This is a genomic window from Pontimicrobium sp. SW4, from assembly GCF_039954625.1.
Lineage (GTDB): Bacteria > Bacteroidota > Bacteroidia > Flavobacteriales > Flavobacteriaceae > Pontimicrobium.
Window position 1 is genome coordinate 1268789 of sequence record NZ_CP157199.1, and the last position, 16668, is coordinate 1285456.

Annotated in this window: 15 protein-coding genes; 9 read left to right on the forward strand and 6 right to left on the reverse strand. The window is 32.7% G+C overall.

What is annotated here, in order from left to right:
- Positions 1 to 61 precede the first annotated feature (61 nt).
- The 7 genes from ABGB03_RS06095 (at position 62) to ABGB03_RS06125 (ending at position 8613) form a co-directional block, all read left to right on the forward strand.
- A complete protein-coding gene (locus ABGB03_RS06095) occupies positions 62 to 2917 on the forward strand; it encodes a pitrilysin family protein (RefSeq protein ID WP_347925722.1) in 2856 nt (951 codons plus the stop codon).
- 117 nt (positions 2918 to 3034) lie between these two features.
- Positions 3035 to 4261 carry an Nramp family divalent metal transporter gene (locus ABGB03_RS06100; protein WP_347926388.1) on the forward strand — a complete coding sequence of 409 codons (1227 nt, stop codon included), beginning with the start codon at positions 3035 to 3037 and terminating at the stop codon, positions 4259 to 4261.
- Entirely contained in the window at positions 4262 to 5002 is a 741-nt protein-coding gene (gene pxpA / locus ABGB03_RS06105; RefSeq protein ID WP_347925723.1) for a 5-oxoprolinase subunit PxpA, read from the forward strand.
- Entirely contained in the window at positions 4989 to 5741 is a 753-nt protein-coding gene (gene pxpB, locus ABGB03_RS06110) for a 5-oxoprolinase subunit PxpB (protein ID WP_347925725.1), read from the forward strand. The genes pxpA and pxpB overlap by 14 nt, the downstream gene beginning before the upstream one ends.
- On the forward strand, positions 5734 to 6579 hold the full coding sequence (locus ABGB03_RS06115) for a biotin-dependent carboxyltransferase family protein (RefSeq protein ID WP_347925726.1): 846 nt from the start codon (positions 5734 to 5736) through the stop codon (positions 6577 to 6579). Before pxpB ends, ABGB03_RS06115 begins: the two co-directional genes overlap by 8 nt.
- A gap of 137 nt (positions 6580 to 6716) precedes the next feature.
- Complete coding sequence (locus tag ABGB03_RS06120; RefSeq protein ID WP_347925728.1) at positions 6717 to 7106, forward strand: hypothetical protein; 390 nt, start codon at positions 6717 to 6719, stop codon at positions 7104 to 7106.
- A gap of 742 nt (positions 7107 to 7848) precedes the next feature.
- Positions 7849 to 8613, forward strand: coding sequence for a histidine kinase (locus tag ABGB03_RS06125; RefSeq protein WP_347925730.1), 765 nt, complete (start codon positions 7849 to 7851; stop codon positions 8611 to 8613).
- Here ABGB03_RS06125 and ABGB03_RS06130 read toward each other — a convergent pair.
- The 4 genes from ABGB03_RS06130 to panB are packed head-to-tail and all read right to left on the reverse strand — an operon-like array spanning position 8597 to position 11943.
- Positions 8597 to 9976 (reverse strand): aldehyde dehydrogenase, encoded by a 1380-nt coding sequence (locus tag ABGB03_RS06130; protein ID WP_347925731.1) that lies wholly within the window; start codon positions 9974 to 9976, stop codon positions 8597 to 8599. The genes ABGB03_RS06125 and ABGB03_RS06130 overlap by 17 nt on opposite strands.
- A 25-nt stretch (positions 9977 to 10001) precedes the next feature.
- Positions 10002 to 10703: an RNA pseudouridine synthase gene (locus tag ABGB03_RS06135; protein ID WP_347926390.1), complete on the reverse strand. Its 702-nt coding sequence runs from the start codon at positions 10701 to 10703 to the stop codon at positions 10002 to 10004.
- A 16-nt stretch (positions 10704 to 10719) separates the two neighbouring features.
- Positions 10720 to 11070, reverse strand: coding sequence for a four helix bundle protein (locus ABGB03_RS06140; protein WP_347925733.1), 351 nt, complete (start codon positions 11068 to 11070; stop codon positions 10720 to 10722).
- Positions 11071 to 11124: 54 nt separating this feature from the next.
- Positions 11125 to 11943, reverse strand: a complete 819-nt coding sequence (gene panB, locus ABGB03_RS06145) for a 3-methyl-2-oxobutanoate hydroxymethyltransferase (protein WP_347925735.1) — start codon at positions 11941 to 11943, stop codon at positions 11125 to 11127.
- Positions 11944 to 12053: 110 nt separating this feature from the next.
- On the opposite strand from panB, the gene ABGB03_RS06150 reads away from it, so the two are divergent.
- Complete coding sequence (locus ABGB03_RS06150; RefSeq protein WP_347925736.1) at positions 12054 to 12521, forward strand: nuclear transport factor 2 family protein; 468 nt, start codon at positions 12054 to 12056, stop codon at positions 12519 to 12521.
- Here ABGB03_RS06150 and ABGB03_RS06155 read toward each other — a convergent pair.
- Positions 12518 to 13939 carry an L-serine ammonia-lyase gene (locus tag ABGB03_RS06155; RefSeq protein WP_347925738.1) on the reverse strand — a complete coding sequence of 474 codons (1422 nt, stop codon included), beginning with the start codon at positions 13937 to 13939 and terminating at the stop codon, positions 12518 to 12520. The genes ABGB03_RS06150 and ABGB03_RS06155 overlap by 4 nt on opposite strands.
- Positions 13940 to 14075: 136 nt before the next feature.
- Positions 14076 to 14582 (reverse strand): hypothetical protein, encoded by a 507-nt coding sequence (locus ABGB03_RS06160; protein WP_347925740.1) that lies wholly within the window; start codon positions 14580 to 14582, stop codon positions 14076 to 14078.
- A gap of 180 nt (positions 14583 to 14762) precedes the next feature.
- Here ABGB03_RS06160 and dnaK point away from each other — a divergent pair, with 180 nt between their 5' ends.
- Positions 14763 to 16667: a molecular chaperone DnaK gene (dnaK, locus tag ABGB03_RS06165; protein ID WP_347925742.1), complete on the forward strand. Its 1905-nt coding sequence runs from the start codon at positions 14763 to 14765 to the stop codon at positions 16665 to 16667.
- Position 16668 lies beyond the last annotated feature (1 nt).

Below are 16668 nucleotides of genomic sequence, written 5' to 3' on the forward strand. Positions count from 1 at the left end.
CCAATGCTCTAAAGAGATTTTTCGTTATTTTTGGGTATATAATTTTAAACACTTTAACATTATGATCAATCTTAAACGAATCGCTTTGATGGCTGTAACATCATTTGGCTTATTGGCTTTTGTGGCTTGTAATTCTGATAAAACATCTGGGGATAAATTAGCAATCGAATTTGAAAAATATACACTTGATAATGGATTGCAAGTGGTATTGCATCACGACAAATCTGATCCAATTGTATCTGTAGCAATACAATATGGAGTAGGTTCTAACAGGGAAAAAACTGGACGTACTGGATTTGCTCACTTATTTGAGCACATGTTGTTCCAAGAATCAGAGAATGTTCCTCAGGACCAATTCTTTAAAAAAATACAGGATGCTGGAGGAACTCTTAATGGAGGAACTTGGAAAGATGGAACCATTTATTACGAAGTAGTTCCAAACAATGCTCTCGAAATGGTAATGTGGCTTGAAAGTGACCGAATGGGTTATTTAATAAACACTGTTACTGAAGCAGCTTTTTATAACCAACAAGAAGTAGTGCAAAATGAGAAAAGACAACGTGTTGACAATAATCCTTATGGACATACCAATTGGGTATTGGACAAAGCAATTTATCCAGAAGGACACCCTTACAATTGGCAAGTAATTGGAGAGTTGGTAGACCTGCAAAGCGCTACAATTGATGATGTAAAGGAATTTTACGACAAATATTATGGACCAAATAATGCAACACTTGTATTGGCTGGAGATTTTGAAACTGAAGAAGCTAAAGCTTTAATAGAAAAATATTTTGGTGAAATTAAGCGTCGTCAAGAAGTTGAACCTTTAAAGCCACAACCAGTAATTTTGGCAGAAACTAAGCGTTTTTATCACGAAGACAACTTTGCAACTGCACCACAATTAAACATTGTTTGGCCAACATTGCAGCAATATACTGATGATGCCTATGCACTAGATTTCTTAGGTCAATTATTGTCTCAAGGAAAAAAAGCACCAATGTATAAAGTACTTGTTGAAGAAAAAGAATTAACATCAAGAGTTGGAGCTTACAATAATTCGCAAGAAATAGCTGGTGAATTCCATATTAGTGTAACAGCAAATTCCGGTAAAAATTTAGCTGAAGTTGAAGAAGCAATTTTTGAGGCATTCAAGAGATTTGAAGAAGAAAGCATAACAGATGGAGACGTTGAACGCCTTAAAGCTAGTGAAGAAACCAATTTTTACAATGGTATAAGCAGTGTTTTAGGTAAGTCCTTTCAGTTGGCGCAATATAATGTATTTGCAGGAGACCCTGGGTTTATTACAGAAGATATAGAGAATATAAAAGCTGTAACTAAAGAAGATGTCATTAGAGTTTACAATACTTACATAAAGGATAAGCCTTTCGTGTTAACTAGTTTTGTACCTAAAGGGCAACTAGAATTGGCTGCTAAAGATTGTGTCATAGCTGCTGTTGTTGAAGAAGAGATTAAAGAGAATGTTGATGTTGAAGTAGCTGAACGTAACAGTGAAGTTATAAAAACACCTTCAAGTTTTGATCGTTCGATAGAGCCTGGACAAGGGCCTTCACCTAAGCTAAATATTCCAGCATCTTGGACTGCTTTATTAGCAAATGAAATGGAAGTATTAGGTATTGAGCAAACAGAGTTGCCTCTTGTTAACTTTAGTTTGGTTATTGATGGTGGCCATTTATTGGATACTTTTGATAAAAATGGAGTGGCTAATTTAATGACCGACATAATGATGGAGGGTACGGCAAATAAAACGCCTCAAGAATTAGAAGAAGCCATTGAGCTTTTAGGAGCTTCAATTAACATGTTTACTGGAAGAGAATCAATTACTGTTTCTGGTAATACTTTGGTGAGAAACTTTGAAAAAACCATGGATTTGGTTGAAGAGATATTGCTTGAACCTCGTTGGGATGAAGAAGAATTGAAACGTATAAAATTAAGTACAATTAATAGTATAAAGCGTTCTGCTGCTAACCCAAATGTGGTTGCAAATAATGTTGCTAACAAATTGCTTTATGGTGAAAAACATATCTTTGCTTATCCAACATCTGGTACTGAAGAGTCCGTGGAGTCTATTGCTATGGATGACTTGAAAACGTTTTATGAAAAGAATTTTTCGCCATCTGTTAGTAAGTTTCACATCGTAGGAAATATCAATAAAGAACAAACTCTAAAAGTATTGACTGATTTGGAAACAAAATGGGCTGCTAAAGAAGTTGTGATTCCTACCTATCCGTTACCTGAAGATAGAGATAAGGCATCTTTATATTTTGTTGATATTCCAAATGCAAAACAATCAGTTATTAATATTGGTTATTTATCCATGGCTCGTACAGATCCTGATTATTTTTCAGCAACAGTTATGAATTACAAATTAGGTGGTTCATTCTCTGGAAATGTAAACTTGATTTTGCGTGAAGAAAAAGGATATACCTATGGAGCGCGTACAGGCTTTAGTGGAACAAAAATACCTGGAACTTTTTCAGCATCTTCAAGTGTAAGAACAAATACAACGTATGAATCTGTTCAAATCTTTAAAGAAGAAATTGAAAAATATAAAAATGGGATTTCTCAAGAAGATTTAGATTTTACAAAAAGCGCATTAATTAAATCAAATGCGCGTCGTTTTGAATCGCAATTCTCATTATTGGGAATGCTTCAAAACATGAGTGCTTATGATTTACCAGCAGATTATATTGCTGATGAAGAGCGCATTATTGGAGCAATGACTTTAGAAGAGCACAAAAGGCTTGCAAATAAACATTTAGATGCTTCTAAGATGGGTTATTTAGTAGTTGGTGATGCAGCTACTCAATTTTATAAATTTAAAGATGCTGGCTTTGATGAAGTCATTCTTTTAGATAAGGATGCTAAAGAAGTTGAAGTGTCGAAAGTTAAAATGTAAATCAATATTTGTATTAATTTCTAAAAAGGTGTGATGCTCATCACACCTTTTTTTGTTTTTCATGTCTTAGGTATTGCTTTCATTTTAATTCTTAAATTAGCAACAAACACTTCTAAAATGATTAAATCTTGGTTTAAGAATATTGGTCCAGGGCCATTGGTAGCTGCTGCTTTTATTGGTCCAGGAACGGTGACCTTATGTACTGTTGCAGGAGTTAATTTTGGCTTTGCTTTGCTTTGGGCTATGGTGTTGTCTGTAGTGGCAACTATAGTACTACAAGAGATGTCGGCGCGTTTGGGGATTATTTCTCAAAAAGGTCTTGCTGAAATTATTAGAACAGAGATAAGGAATCCATTATTTAAAGGGCTGTCTATTGTTTTAATCTTATCAGCCATCGTTATTGGTAATGCAGCGTATGAAGCTGGAAATATTAGCGGAGGTGTTCTAGGGCTTAAAGCTGTTTTGGGTCATCACTCGCTAGATATTGGCTCGTTTTCTTTAAATTATTTTAGTGTTGCCATTGGTTTAGTGGCTTTCGTACTACTGTATATAGGTAATTACAAGATTTTAGAAAAAGCACTTATGTCGTTAGTCATATTAATGAGCATTGCGTTTATTGTGACAGCCATAATAACAAAACCGAATCTAGCAGAGGTGTTTAAAGGTATTTTCACACCTAAATTCCCTGATGATAGCATTCTAATTATTATTGGATTAATAGGAACAACGGTTGTGCCTTATAACCTCTTTCTGCATGCGTCTTTAGTGAAGGAAAAATGGAAAAGTAAGACTGATTTAAAATACGCTCGAAAAGACACTATTGTTGCGGTGGTTTTAGGAGGTATTGTGTCTATGTGTATCATTATTTCAGCAGCAGCTATTCAATCAAGTGAAATTAATAATGCTGCAGACTTAGCAAAAGGCTTAGAGCCACTTTTCGGAAGTTTCTCTAAATATTTTCTTGCAATAGGATTATTTGCAGCGGGTATTACAAGTGCTATCACAGCACCATTGGCAGCAGCTTTTGTGGCTACAGGTTGTTTGGGTTGGTCCACTAAAATGACATCTAGAAAATTTAGAGCTGTATGGGTATTTATATTGCTAGTTGGTGTATTATCGTCTTCGTCTGGAATAAAATCTATAGAAATTATAAAATTTGCTCAAGTTGCTAATGGAATTTTATTACCAGTAATAGCAGGGTTTCTTATTTGGATTATGAATAAGCATTCGGTTTTGGGTGATTATAAAAACACGATAAGACAAAATGTAATAAGTGTAGTTATTCTTGCAATCACTATTTTTCTGGGAACTAAAAGCATATTAAAAGTTTTTGAATTATTATAAATGCATAACATTTCAATAGATATAAACGCTGATATTGGCGAAGGAATTGGTAACGAAGCAGATTTGATGCCATTACTTTCTTCTTGTAACGTTGCTTGTGGTGGACATGCTGGAGATATTGAAACAATGAGAGAGTGTGTTGAATTGGCAAAACAGTATCGTGTAAAAATTGGTGCTCATCCTTCGTTTCCTGATAAAGAGAATTTTGGAAGACAAGCAGTTGATATGCCTTGTGCAGCTCTATATCAAAGTATTAAAAACCAAATTAAGTCTTTGATGGATGTGGTAAGAAATAAACATGCTGCCTTACATCACGTAAAACCTCATGGCGCTTTGTATAATTTAGCTGCGAAAGACAAAACTATCGCTGAAGTTATTGTTGAGGTTATGAAAAGTATTCATTTACCATTAAAGCTTTACGTGCCATACGGCTCTGTTATTTCAGAAGTAGCAATTAAAGAAGGTATTCCAATCACTTATGAGGTGTTTGCTGATAGAAATTATAATGATGACTTATCACTTGTTTCAAGAGCGAATCATAATGCTATGATTCTTGATATAGATGAAATGACTCATCATGTCCAAAATATGGTTTTACATAAAAAAGTAATATCTGTAAACGGAGTAGAGGTGTTTATTGAATCAGAAACAATTTGTATTCATGGTGATAATCCTGAAGCACTAAAATTAGTAAAAAAACTACGACAAAATTTAATAGATTCTGGAGTTGAAATTCAATAATGTTTTGAATGAATTTGAATTAAAATATAAACCTTTTGGAGAGCGATCAATTTTAATTGAATGGCCTCAAATAATATCAGAAAATATTCTTGAAAGTATACTTTCCTATAAGCAGAAATTAGAAAATTATAGATTTAAACAAAAAGTTTATATAAAATCGGCATATAACTCGATACTAATTACTTATGATTGTTCTATAGATGATTTCTATAACAAAACTTTAGAGCTTAAAGGTGTGTTTTTTACAGATTCGAATACTCAAATAAGGAGTTCTAAATTATGGAAAATCCCAGTTTGTTATGACCTTGATTTTGGAATAGATTTAGAAGAGATTTCTAAAAAAAATAATATTAAAATTCCTGAAATTATTCAGCTTCATACAAGCATAATTTATCGTATATATTTTTTGGGATTTCTACCTGGGTTTTTATATTTAGGAGGACTTGATAAAAAGCTTCATTTTTCAAGAAAGATGACACCTAGGTTAAAGGTTGAAAAAGGTTCTGTAGCTATTGGAGGTTCACAAACAGGAATCTATCCAAATGAAAGTCCAGGAGGATGGAATATAATTGGTAGGACTCCAGTCGACTTTTTCAATGTGTATAGTAAAAACCCTTGTTTTGCTAGGGGCGGAGATAAAATTCAATTCATTTCTATTTCAAAATTAGAGTATAGTCAAATTCTCAAAAGTATTGAAGTTGATGATTATATAATTGAAAATAAGGCAATCAATGATTAAAGTATTGCATCCAGGATTTTATACGACCATTCAAGATTTGGGAAGAAAAGACTACCAGCATCTTGGAGTGTCTGTTTCTGGATCTATGGATTTAGAGGCATCAAGAATAGCGAATGCTATTCTAGGAAATGACGAGAAGTGCGCAGCTCTTGAAATAACAATGGTTGGGCCTAAATTAGAGTTTACTTGTGATACTGCTATTTCTATTACAGGAGCAAATTTATCTCCAAATCTTAATGGAATTAAAATAAATAATTACATAGCAATTAATGTAAAGAAAGGTGATATTTTATCTTTTGATAGATTAAATATGGGTTTTCGTTCCTATTTAGCAATTTCTGGTGGGTTTCAAACAGAGTTTGTGCTAAATAGTAGAAGTATGTATAAAGGACTGACATCAACTTTTAAATTACAAAAAGATGATATACTTAAAATTGAAAATCAAACTAGTTCTAGCAATAAATATGCATCTATTAAAGCTAATATAAGTTATTTAGATAATCACATTATTGAAGTTTTTAAAGGACCAGAATTTGAAAACTTAAATGCTATTCAAATTGCTACATTATTTAATAAAGAGTTTACAATTTCAAAAGAAAATAACAGAATGGCTTATCAATTAAATGAATTAGTAGTTAATAATTTTGAAGATATAATAACGTCGTTAGTTTTGCCTGGGACAGTTCAATTAACACCATCTGGTAAATTGATAATTTTAATGCGAGATTGTCAAACAACTGGCGGATATCCTAGAGTTTTACAGCTTTCAGAAGCTTCAATTAATGTATTAGCTCAAAAATTTACTGGAAATAGTATAGTCTTTGATTTGAAAGACTAAACCTACCTGTTTAAAGGTGAGTTTTTTCTTCTTTTTATGATATGTTTTCAATAACTTAGACGTAAAATAGTTTTCTCCTAATAAAAATTGATTATTAGCGTCAATTGACTATTTACTAACATTAAAATTATTTGATTATGGCAAAAATTAATGGATTAATCTCACCTGAGCGAGCAAAAGAATTAAATGATGCATTTACTGAAAGATGCAAACTAATTAGCAAGGATATTGTTAAGCGCCCTGATAATAGGTCTTCATGGTATTCTATTAAAGATATAAAGGCATATTTAAAACATGCTAAAAAACAAGCTAAAGAAAATGGATATAAACTGAACGGTATTCGTGTTTATTGTGGTGCTTACCCAACAACAAAAGAAGGTGTTGGTTATTCTACGTCTTTTATTGTTCCAACTGCAAAAATTGTAGATGGAAAAGATGGAGGAGGAGGTAATGGTGATATTCCAGAAGGGGATGGTTTGAATCATGGACAAGATGGTTGGCCTCCAAATGCTAATTACCCTCAGTAGTAAAGTGTTTTATGAAAGAATTTCTTATTAGTTATTATACACCTATAACTCATTTAGTTGAAATTCTTGCTGCAATTGCTGGAACATTATATTTATATAAAAGTCGGGATTACACATCTCGACTTTTTGTATTTTATTTATGGCTAACCGTTGTTGTTGAAAATCTTGCTTTATATGGACGATTTATGCTTAATAATTATGATAATAGTATATTTATCTTAATCAAGAATAGTCCTTTTTGTACAAATCACTGGTTGTATAATTTTCGATCTGTTGTATTAGTCTTTCTTTTGGGGTATTTTTTCATTGGAATAATTAGTAATTCTAGTTTCAAAAAATATATAAAAGCCTCGGTTTTTTTGTACTTAATGTTTTCAATTGCATACTTTATTTTTTCTAACTCTTTTTTTTACGAAAAAATTCCTTATGGTTTCATGTTTAGAACTTTAATTATTTCATTTTTTGTTTGTTTGTTTTATCTAGATGTAATTAAAAGCGACAAAATTTTAACTTTTTATAAATCAAAATATTTTTATATTGGAACAGCTTTGTTGCTTTGGTCTTTAGCTATTACACCTCTATTTATTTTTCAAAGTTATTATAGCTTTGATAATCCAAATTTTATATACTTGAGACAATTTATTTTGCTTTGTGCTAATATTATTATGTATTTATGTTTTACAATTGTATTTCTTCTTTCATATTTCAAAGTGAAATAATTACTGATCAGCAAATTGCCTTAATGGTATATAGCATTTTGGCAATAGCTCTATTAGTAATGATGTTTATATTGTTTTTTACTACTTTTCAAAAGCGTAAAAATAAATTGCTTTTAGAGAAAGTTCAGCGGGAGCGTGAGTTTGAGGAGGAATTAGTGAAAACGCAATCTGAAATACAAGAACAAACGCTTAAAAATATTGGGCAAGAGCTACATGATAATGTTGGACAATTATTGGCTGTAGCCAATATGCAATTAAGTTTGGTAGCTTCTTTGACAAAAGATACCGTTAAGACTAAAGTTGATGAAACAAAAGAAGTTATTAGTGATGTAATTAGAGAGGTGAGAGGCTTATCAAAAGTATTGAATAGTGAAGCAATATTAAATTTTGGCTTGCAAGAATCAATTCAAAATGAAATTGATAGATTAAATAGATTGAAAAGTATTGATGCTACACTTACCATTGAAGGAGAAGAAAGAGAACTACATAACAAAGATGCGATTATCTTATTTAGAATACTTCAGGAATTTCTTTCAAACACTATTAAATATGCAAAAGCGCAAAACTTTGATGTTAATTTAAAATATTTAGAGGATAGTTTGATTATTATAGCAAAAGAAGATGGTAAAGGGTTTGATGTTGATAAAATTAAAAAAGGTTCTGGTTTAATAAATATGAAAAATAGAGCTATGCTTATTAATACAAAATATACTTTGAAATCTCAACTCAATGAAGGAACAGAACTAGAGCTTATTTACCCAATAACAAAGATTAACCAAACCACTTAAACATTCTTTTTAATAACTTTAGTTTTCCATTGTATGGTGCATAACGAACTGGAGGATCAAACCAAGTACCACGTTTAGAAATAGATTTACGATGTGAAAATGTATCAAAACCATGTTTACCATGATAAGCACCAATGCCACTTGCTCCAACACCTCCAAACGGTAATCTGTGATTTCCAAAGTGTATTAAAGGATCGTTAATTGCTCCTCCACCAAAACTATAAGTTTCTATAATGTGATTGGTAAATTGTTTATTTTTTGAAAACACATAAAGCGATAAAGGCTTATCATAATTATTAATAATTCTACTTATGTCTGAATTATCTTTGTATGCTAAAATTGGTAGTATAGGCCCAAAAATTTCATCTTGCATTAATTTGCTATCTAAACTCGGATTATCGACAATTGTTGGTGCAACATAACATTCTTCAACATTACATTCTCCACCAAAAACTATAGAAGCATCCTCTAACATTTCTTTTAGCCTATTGGTATTTTTCTTGTTTATAATTCTTGGAAAGTCCTTTGATTGTCTTGAGTTTTCACCATAAGCCTTTATGATTTGATCTTTTAAAGCTTCAATTAATCTATCTTTAATAGAACTGTGTGCTATAACATAATCAGGAGAAATACAGGTTTGCCCACCATTAAAAAATTTTCCCCAAACGATGCGTTTAGCTGCTAAGTTTATTTCAACGGTTTCATCAACAATACAAGGGGATTTTCCACCTAATTCTAGCGTGACTGGAGTTAAGAATATCGCAGCAGCTTTGGCTACAATTTTGCCAACAGGAACACTTCCAGTAAAGAAAATATAATCCCATTTTTGTTTCAATAACTCAGTAGAAACAGTAACTCCACCTTTAACTGAGGTTGCATATTCTTCATTAAAGACTTTCTGAATAATATCTGTAACTAATTGCGAGGTATGCGTTGTAAGTTCACTAGGTTTTACAACAACAGTATTTCCAGCAGCAATGGCCATTATCAAAGGTTCAATTGATAAAAGGAAAGGATAATTCCATGGAGCAATCACTAAAACAGCTCCGTAAGGCTCCTTATAAATATAGTCAGTTGCTGGAAAAGTTAACATCGAAGACTTTACGCGCTTTGGTTTAGACCAAGATTTTAAGTTTTTTAAAACTAAATCTAGCTCAGAAATTACCAATCCGTACTCACTCATAAAGGCTTCGAAAGCTGATTTATTAAAGTCTTTTTTTAAAGCGTCATAAACCTCTTGCTCTCTATTAATAACCTCTTTTTTTAATTTTTTGAGAATATTAATTCTATACGAAACATCTTTAGTTTTTTGCGATTTAAAAAAGGCACGTTGCTTTTGAATTACATCAGGTATATTATTCAAGATTCTTTTTTATAAAGGTAGTAATTTAGTTATTACAGGCATCCCAAATCGAATCTAGAGGAGTAGGAGCAATAATTGATATTTGTTCTTTACTTACAGGATGAATAAATTCTATTTTTCTTGAATGTAGATGGATGCTTGCATCTTTATTGCTTCTGTCAAAACCATACTTTAAATCGCCTTTTATTGATGAGCCTATACTAGCTAATTGACATCTAATTTGATGATGCCTTCCTGTTTCCAAGTTTATTTCAAGTAAAAAATAATTATTCAATTGCCTTATAACTTTATAATGAAGAACTGCCTTTTTGCTATCTTTTATTTCATTGTTATAGGCACTTGACTTATTGTTTTTTGGATTTTTTTTAAGCCAATGAATTAACGTGTCATTTTCTTTTTTTGGCTTTTGTTTTACAATTGCCCAATAAGTTTTTTGAATTTCTTTATCAGAAAATAATTTATTTAATCGAGGTAATGCTTTCGAGGTTTTAGCAAATACTACAATACCAGTAGTTGGTCTATCCAAACGATGTGTAACACCTAAATAAACATTTCCAGGTTTATTATACTTAGCTTTAATATACTCTTTAACAACGTCGCTTAAAGGCTTGTCACCAGTTTTGTCACCTTGTACAATATCTCCAGCACGTTTGTTAATAATAATGATGTGGTTATCTTCGTAAAGAATTTGGAGATTAGATTTGTTAGAATGCTTAGATTTTTGGATCACTCGATTCTTGGTATTATATTAATGTGGATTTAAATTTTGAAGTCATTTTAATAATAGATCCTAATGATTTCAATAATACCTCTAACTCTTCTTGTTCAATAAATTTTAAGTCGAAGGCAATTAATAATTGTGTTTCAACTTCATATGCAGAACCTAAGGTAATTTGAAGGAACCGTAAAAAATCTTTATTAGAATGCCTAGAAGAGCCTTCAGCAATATTTGAAGGAATAGAAACAGAAGCACGTCTTAGCTGATTTGTTAATCCAAATTTTTCAGAATCTGGAAATTTAGAAGTTACTTCATAAATAGAAGAACAAAACTCTCTGCTTTTTTTCCAAATTTCTAAACCTTTAAAACGATGCATCTTCCTTTTTTAATCCAATAGTCCAATAATCTAACAATCCAATAATCGATACATCTAATACTGTTCAGAATCTGAAGGAAAATCTACTTTTTTAACATCAGTAACATATTGCGAAATAGCATTCGACATATCTTCATACAAGTTCATATAACGTCTTAAAAAACGCGGATTAAACTCATGCGTCATACCAATCATATCATGAAGCACTAGTACTTGGCCATCAACACCGTTTCCAGCACCAATTCCAATAATTGGAATGCTAACACTATCAGCAACTTGCTTTGCTAGTTTTGCAGGGATTTTTTCTAATACTATCCCAAAACAACCAATGCGCTCTAACATTTTAGCGTCTTCAACTAATTGTAATGCCTCTTCTTCTTCTTTAGCACGGACAGTGTAAGTTCCAAATTTATAAATAGATTGAGGTGTTAAACCTAAATGCCCCATTACTGGAATTCCAGCATTCAATATACGTTTTATAGATTCCTTAATTTCTTTTCCACCTTCAACTTTCACAGCATGACCGCCACTTTCTTTCATGATTCTAATTGCAGAACGCAACGCTTCCTTAGGGTCGCTTTGGTAACTTCCAAAAGGCAAATCAACGACAACGAGTGCACGCTCAATAGCTCGAACTACAGACGATGCATGATAAATCATTTGGTCTAAAGTAATTGGTAAGGTAGTCTCATGACCAGCCATTACATTACTAGCAGAATCACCTACTAGAATAACATCTACTCCAGCACCATCCACAATTTTTGCCATGGTATAATCATACGCCGTAAGCATTGAGATTTTTTCACCATTACTTTTCATGTCAACTAATGACTTTGTAGTAACTCTTTTATATTCTTTTTTTGCTGTTGACATAATTTTATTGATTATAGGCGTAAAAATAGTAAATTAACAGAAAGCTATTTATACTGTTGTGTTTTTCTTTATTTCTTTTTGTACTTTTAATCACAATTAAAATAAATAATATGTTACGAATTTTACTTTTATGTGTGTGCTTACTTACTACAGCTGTGTATGCGCAAAATGAAGAATCTGCCAAGGTTAAAGCAGCTATTGATACTTTTTTTGAAGGCTTCCATAAAGGAGACACAACAATGATGAAAACTGCTATGTATGGAAAATTCATTACGCAAACAGCTTTTAAAGACAAGGATGGAAATGATGTATTGAGAAGTGGTGAGTCTACCGACTTAATTAATGCCATTGCAAATAGACCTTCAACCGATAAGTGGGATGAGCGTTTGTTAGATTATGTTATTAAAGTGGATAATAATATGGCTAATGCTTGGACGCCTTATGAATTTTGGAGAAATGGAAATTTCAGTCATTGTGGTGTTAATTCATTTCAATTGTTTAATGACAATGGACAATGGAAAATTATATACTTAATAGACACAAGACAACGCACAGGATGCAATGAAGGAAAAAATTAGCAATCAGATAAACTAACTCTTACAGCTAAACCACCTTCAGAGGTTTCTTTGTATTTAGTATGCATATCTTTAGCAGTTTCCCACATGGTATTTACCACTTCGTCTAAAGGAACTTTAACATTCTTAGGATCTGTTTCTAGTGCTAACTCAGCAGCATTAATGGCTTTTATAGCTCCCATGGAATTACGTTCTATGCATGGTATTTGAACTAACCCACCAATTGGGTCACAAGTTAGTCCTAAATGATGTTCCATAGCAATTTCAGCTGCAATTAAAACTTGCTCAGGAGAACCTCCTAAAAGTTCACAAAGTGCTCCTGCTGCCATGGCTGCAGAAACACCAATTTCTGCTTGACAACCTCCCATGGCGGCACTGATAGTAGCTCCTTTCTTAAAAATACTGCCAATTTCACCAGCTACTAATAAAAACTGCTTAATATCTTTAAATTCTGCTTCATGGTTTTCAATGACTAAATAGTACATTAAAACAGATGGAATAACACCAGCGCTTCCATTTGTTGGAGCTGTCACTACACGACCTAACGAAGCATTTACTTCATTTACACTTAAAGCAAAGCAGCTAACCCATTTTAGTATTTGTCTAAACTTAACTTCGGTTTTTCTAATGGCTTCAAGCCATTCTTGCGGATTTTCATACGTATATTCACCAATTAATTTATGATGCATATCAAACGCTCGTCTCCTAACATTGAGTCCTCCTGGTAAGCTTCCTTCGGTATGACAGCCAATATACATACATTCTAACATAGTGTTCCATATACGGCTCATTTCGTAGTCAATATCTTCATCACTGCGTAATGATTTCTCATTTTCTAGAACTACTTCAGAAATTGATGCATTCAAATCATTACAATATTTTAATAGTTCAGTTCCTAAAGTAATTGGATACGGGAATGTTTTAAATATTTCTTTGTTCTTTTTAGAGTTCTTTCGCTCCTCTTTTACAACAAAGCCACCACCAATAGAATAGAATGTTGAACTTGATTTTTTGCCATCAATAATTGCCGTGAATTTCATTCCATTAGCATGAAAAGGAAGAAATTTTCGATTATAAATAATATTGGTTTCTGAAGAAAACTCTAGAGACTTCTCGTCATTAAAAACCAAAGTGTTGGTGTTTTTAACTGAAGCAATAATAAGATTAATAGTTTCAGTTGGAATAACTTCTGGGTCTGCACCACTTAAACCTAGTATAATTGCTAAGTCCGTTGCATGTCCTTTTCCAGTTAGAGATAAGGATCCATAAAGATCTACTGAAATCTTTTCAACCTTATCAAATTTATTTGCAGCTTTTAGCTCATTAATCCAGCGTTCGGCAGCTCGCCATGGCCCTAAGGTGTGTGAACTAGATGGTCCAACACCTATTTTTAGCATATCAAAAACAGAAATACATTCCATTAACTCATACCTTTTTAGTGTTTGGACAAATATACACGTTGCACTCTAAAAACTATGATAACTGGATTTAATTTTTTTTGCATAAAAAAAGCCCAAAATTATGTTTTGGACTTTGTGTTTTTATCTATGCGATTTATTATCTAAAATCGAAACTTTGAATGTTATTCACGCCAAGAACTGCATTTATATCAGATACATCTATACCATCAACATTATCAGCTGGCACCACAACTACTCTAAATATTTGATCTTGTGTCCAAACATCATCTAAAGTGTTGAAATTTGTAGTGCCATCTAAAAAGAATCTTACATCATCTTGAGTAAAATCAAAATTATATACTAAGGTGGTACTATCGCCAAGATAAACAGTTTGTGGCATTAATCGCCATATATCTTGACCATTATCTGTGTCCCATAAAATGTAAACTAAAGTAACATCAGAGGGTAATACTTCAAATCCATAAGATTCAACATATTCAAAATTATTAGCCGTATTAAAGTCGACTTCAATTTCAAAAGCTGAAGATGCAATGATTTCACCATCTAATCCATCCAGCCCATCAAATCCAGGAGGTCCTTCTGGGCCTTCACAAGCAGTTAATAATAAGGCAAATACTGAAAATAGAGTTAATATACGTTTCATATAATATAGTTTTGTTTATCATGTAGCAAATCATGTACCAAAAATGACATCTGAATAAAAATAATTATTAAAATGATTCTGCCATCATGTCATATTTTTTGTCATGGCATAATGATTGACTATAAGAAGATGTATTTAAAAATGAAATTCAACACAACAAAGTAAAGAATAAATAAAGTTATGAGTAAAATTATTGGAATTGACTTAGGAACAACAAACTCTTGTGTTTCTGTTATGGAAGGTAACGAACCTGTAGTAATCCCAAATGCAGAAGGAAAGCGTACAACACCATCTGTAATTGCCTTTGTAGAAGGTGGTGAAATTAAGGTTGGTGATCCAGCGAAACGTCAAGCAGTAACAAACCCAACTAAAACAGTTTATTCAATTAAACGTTTTATGGGTAATAAGTATTCTGAGTCTAAAAAAGAAGCAGAGCGTGTACCATATAAAGTGGTAAAAGGGGACAATGATACACCTCGAGTAGATATCGATGGACGTCTATATACACCTCAAGAATTATCGGCTATGATTCTTCAAAAAATGAAGAAAACAGCCGAAGACTATTTAGGAACAACAGTAAGCGAGGCAGTTATTACTGTACCAGCTTATTTTAACGATTCACAACGTCAAGCTACAAAAGAAGCAGGAGAAATTGCAGGATTAAAGGTTCGTAGAATTATTAACGAACCAACAGCTGCAGCTCTAGCTTATGGAATGGATAAAAAAGGAAAAGACCAAAAAATAGTAGTATTTGATTTTGGTGGTGGAACACATGATGTATCTATCCTTGAATTAGGTGATGGTGTATTTGAAGTATTGTCTACCGATGGAGATACACATTTAGGTGGTGACGATGTAGATCAAAAGATTATTAACTGGTTAGCAGATGAATTTAAAGCGGAAGAATCTATGGATTTGAGAGAAGATCCAATGTCTTTGCAACGTTTAAAAGAAGCTGCTGAAAAAGCGAAGATTGAATTATCATCGTCTGCTCAAACAGAAATTAACTTACCATATATTACAGCTACTGCTAGTGGACCAAAACACTTGGTTCGTACCTTAACACGTTCAAAATTCGAGCAATTAATTGACGATTTAGTAAAACGTACTATCGAACCTTGCGCATCTGCATTAAAAGCAGCAGGTTTAAGCAAAAGTGATATTGATGAAGTTATTTTAGTAGGTGGTTCTACACGTATTCCTGCTGTACAAGAGGCTGTTGAGAAATTCTTCGGAAAAGCACCAAGTAAAGGTGTAAACCCTGATGAAGTTGTATCTCTTGGTGCTGGTATCCAAGGTGGTGTATTAACTGGAGATGTTAAAGATGTATTGCTTCTTGATGTAACACCTTTATCGCTTGGTATTGAAACAATGGGTAACGTTATGACGAAGCTTATTGAAGCTAATACAACGATTCCTACTAAGAAGTCGCAAGTATTTTCAACCGCTGCCGATAATCAGCCTTCAGTAGAGATTCATGTACTGCAAGGGGAAAGAGCGATGGCTGCTGATAATAAAACGATTGGACGTTTTCACTTAGATGGAATTCCACCAGCAAGACGTGGTACGCCTCAAATTGAAGTAACATTTGATATTGATGCGAATGGTATTATTAAAGTGTCTGCTACAGATAAAGCAACAAATAAAACACAAGATATTCGTATTGAAGCATCGTCTGGATTAACTGAAGAAGAAATTCAAAAAATGAAAGCTGATGCAGAAGCGAATGCTGAAGCTGATAAAGCAGCAGTAGAAAGTGCTCAAAAATTAAATGAAGCAGATTCTATGATCTTTCAAACTGAAAAGCAATTAGAAGAGTTTGGTGATAAATTATCAGAAGATAAGAAGAAACCAATTGAAGATGCTTTAGAAGAATTGAAGAAAGCCTATGAAACTAAAGATTTAGAAGTTATTACGCCTGCTTTAGATAAAATTAATGAAGCTTGGAAAGTAGCAAGCGAAGAAATGTATAAAGCACAAGCTGAAGCACAACAAGGAGGAGAAGCTCCAGGACCTGATGCTAGTCAAAATGGGCAAGAAGAAGGTAGTGATGTGGAAGACGTAGACTTCGAAGAAGTCAAGTAGC

Excerpts from the sequence above, each read along its gene's own strand:
- panB (WP_347925735.1), bottom strand. The coding sequence starts at position 11,943 with ATGTCAACAGCAAAAAAAGAATATAAAAGAGTTACTACAAAGTCATTA.
- ABGB03_RS06100 (WP_347926388.1), top strand. The coding sequence starts at position 3,035 with ATGATTAAATCTTGGTTTAAGAATATTGGTCCAGGGCCATTGGTAGCT.
- ABGB03_RS06125 (WP_347925730.1), top strand. The coding sequence starts at position 7,849 with ATGGTATATAGCATTTTGGCAATAGCTCTATTAGTAATGATGTTTATA.
- dnaK (WP_347925742.1), top strand. The coding sequence starts at position 14,763 with ATGAGTAAAATTATTGGAATTGACTTAGGAACAACAAACTCTTGTGTT.
- ABGB03_RS06160 (WP_347925740.1), bottom strand. The coding sequence starts at position 14,582 with ATGAAACGTATATTAACTCTATTTTCAGTATTTGCCTTATTATTAACT.
- ABGB03_RS06115 (WP_347925726.1), top strand. The coding sequence starts at position 5,734 with ATGATTAAAGTATTGCATCCAGGATTTTATACGACCATTCAAGATTTG.
- pxpA (WP_347925723.1), top strand. The coding sequence starts at position 4,262 with ATGCATAACATTTCAATAGATATAAACGCTGATATTGGCGAAGGAATT.
- ABGB03_RS06095 (WP_347925722.1), top strand. The coding sequence starts at position 62 with ATGATCAATCTTAAACGAATCGCTTTGATGGCTGTAACATCATTTGGC.
- ABGB03_RS06155 (WP_347925738.1), bottom strand. The coding sequence starts at position 13,939 with ATGGAATGTATTTCTGTTTTTGATATGCTAAAAATAGGTGTTGGACCA.
- ABGB03_RS06140 (WP_347925733.1), bottom strand. The coding sequence starts at position 11,070 with ATGCATCGTTTTAAAGGTTTAGAAATTTGGAAAAAAAGCAGAGAGTTT.
- ABGB03_RS06120 (WP_347925728.1), top strand. The coding sequence starts at position 6,717 with ATGGCAAAAATTAATGGATTAATCTCACCTGAGCGAGCAAAAGAATTA.
- ABGB03_RS06150 (WP_347925736.1), top strand. The coding sequence starts at position 12,054 with ATGTTACGAATTTTACTTTTATGTGTGTGCTTACTTACTACAGCTGTG.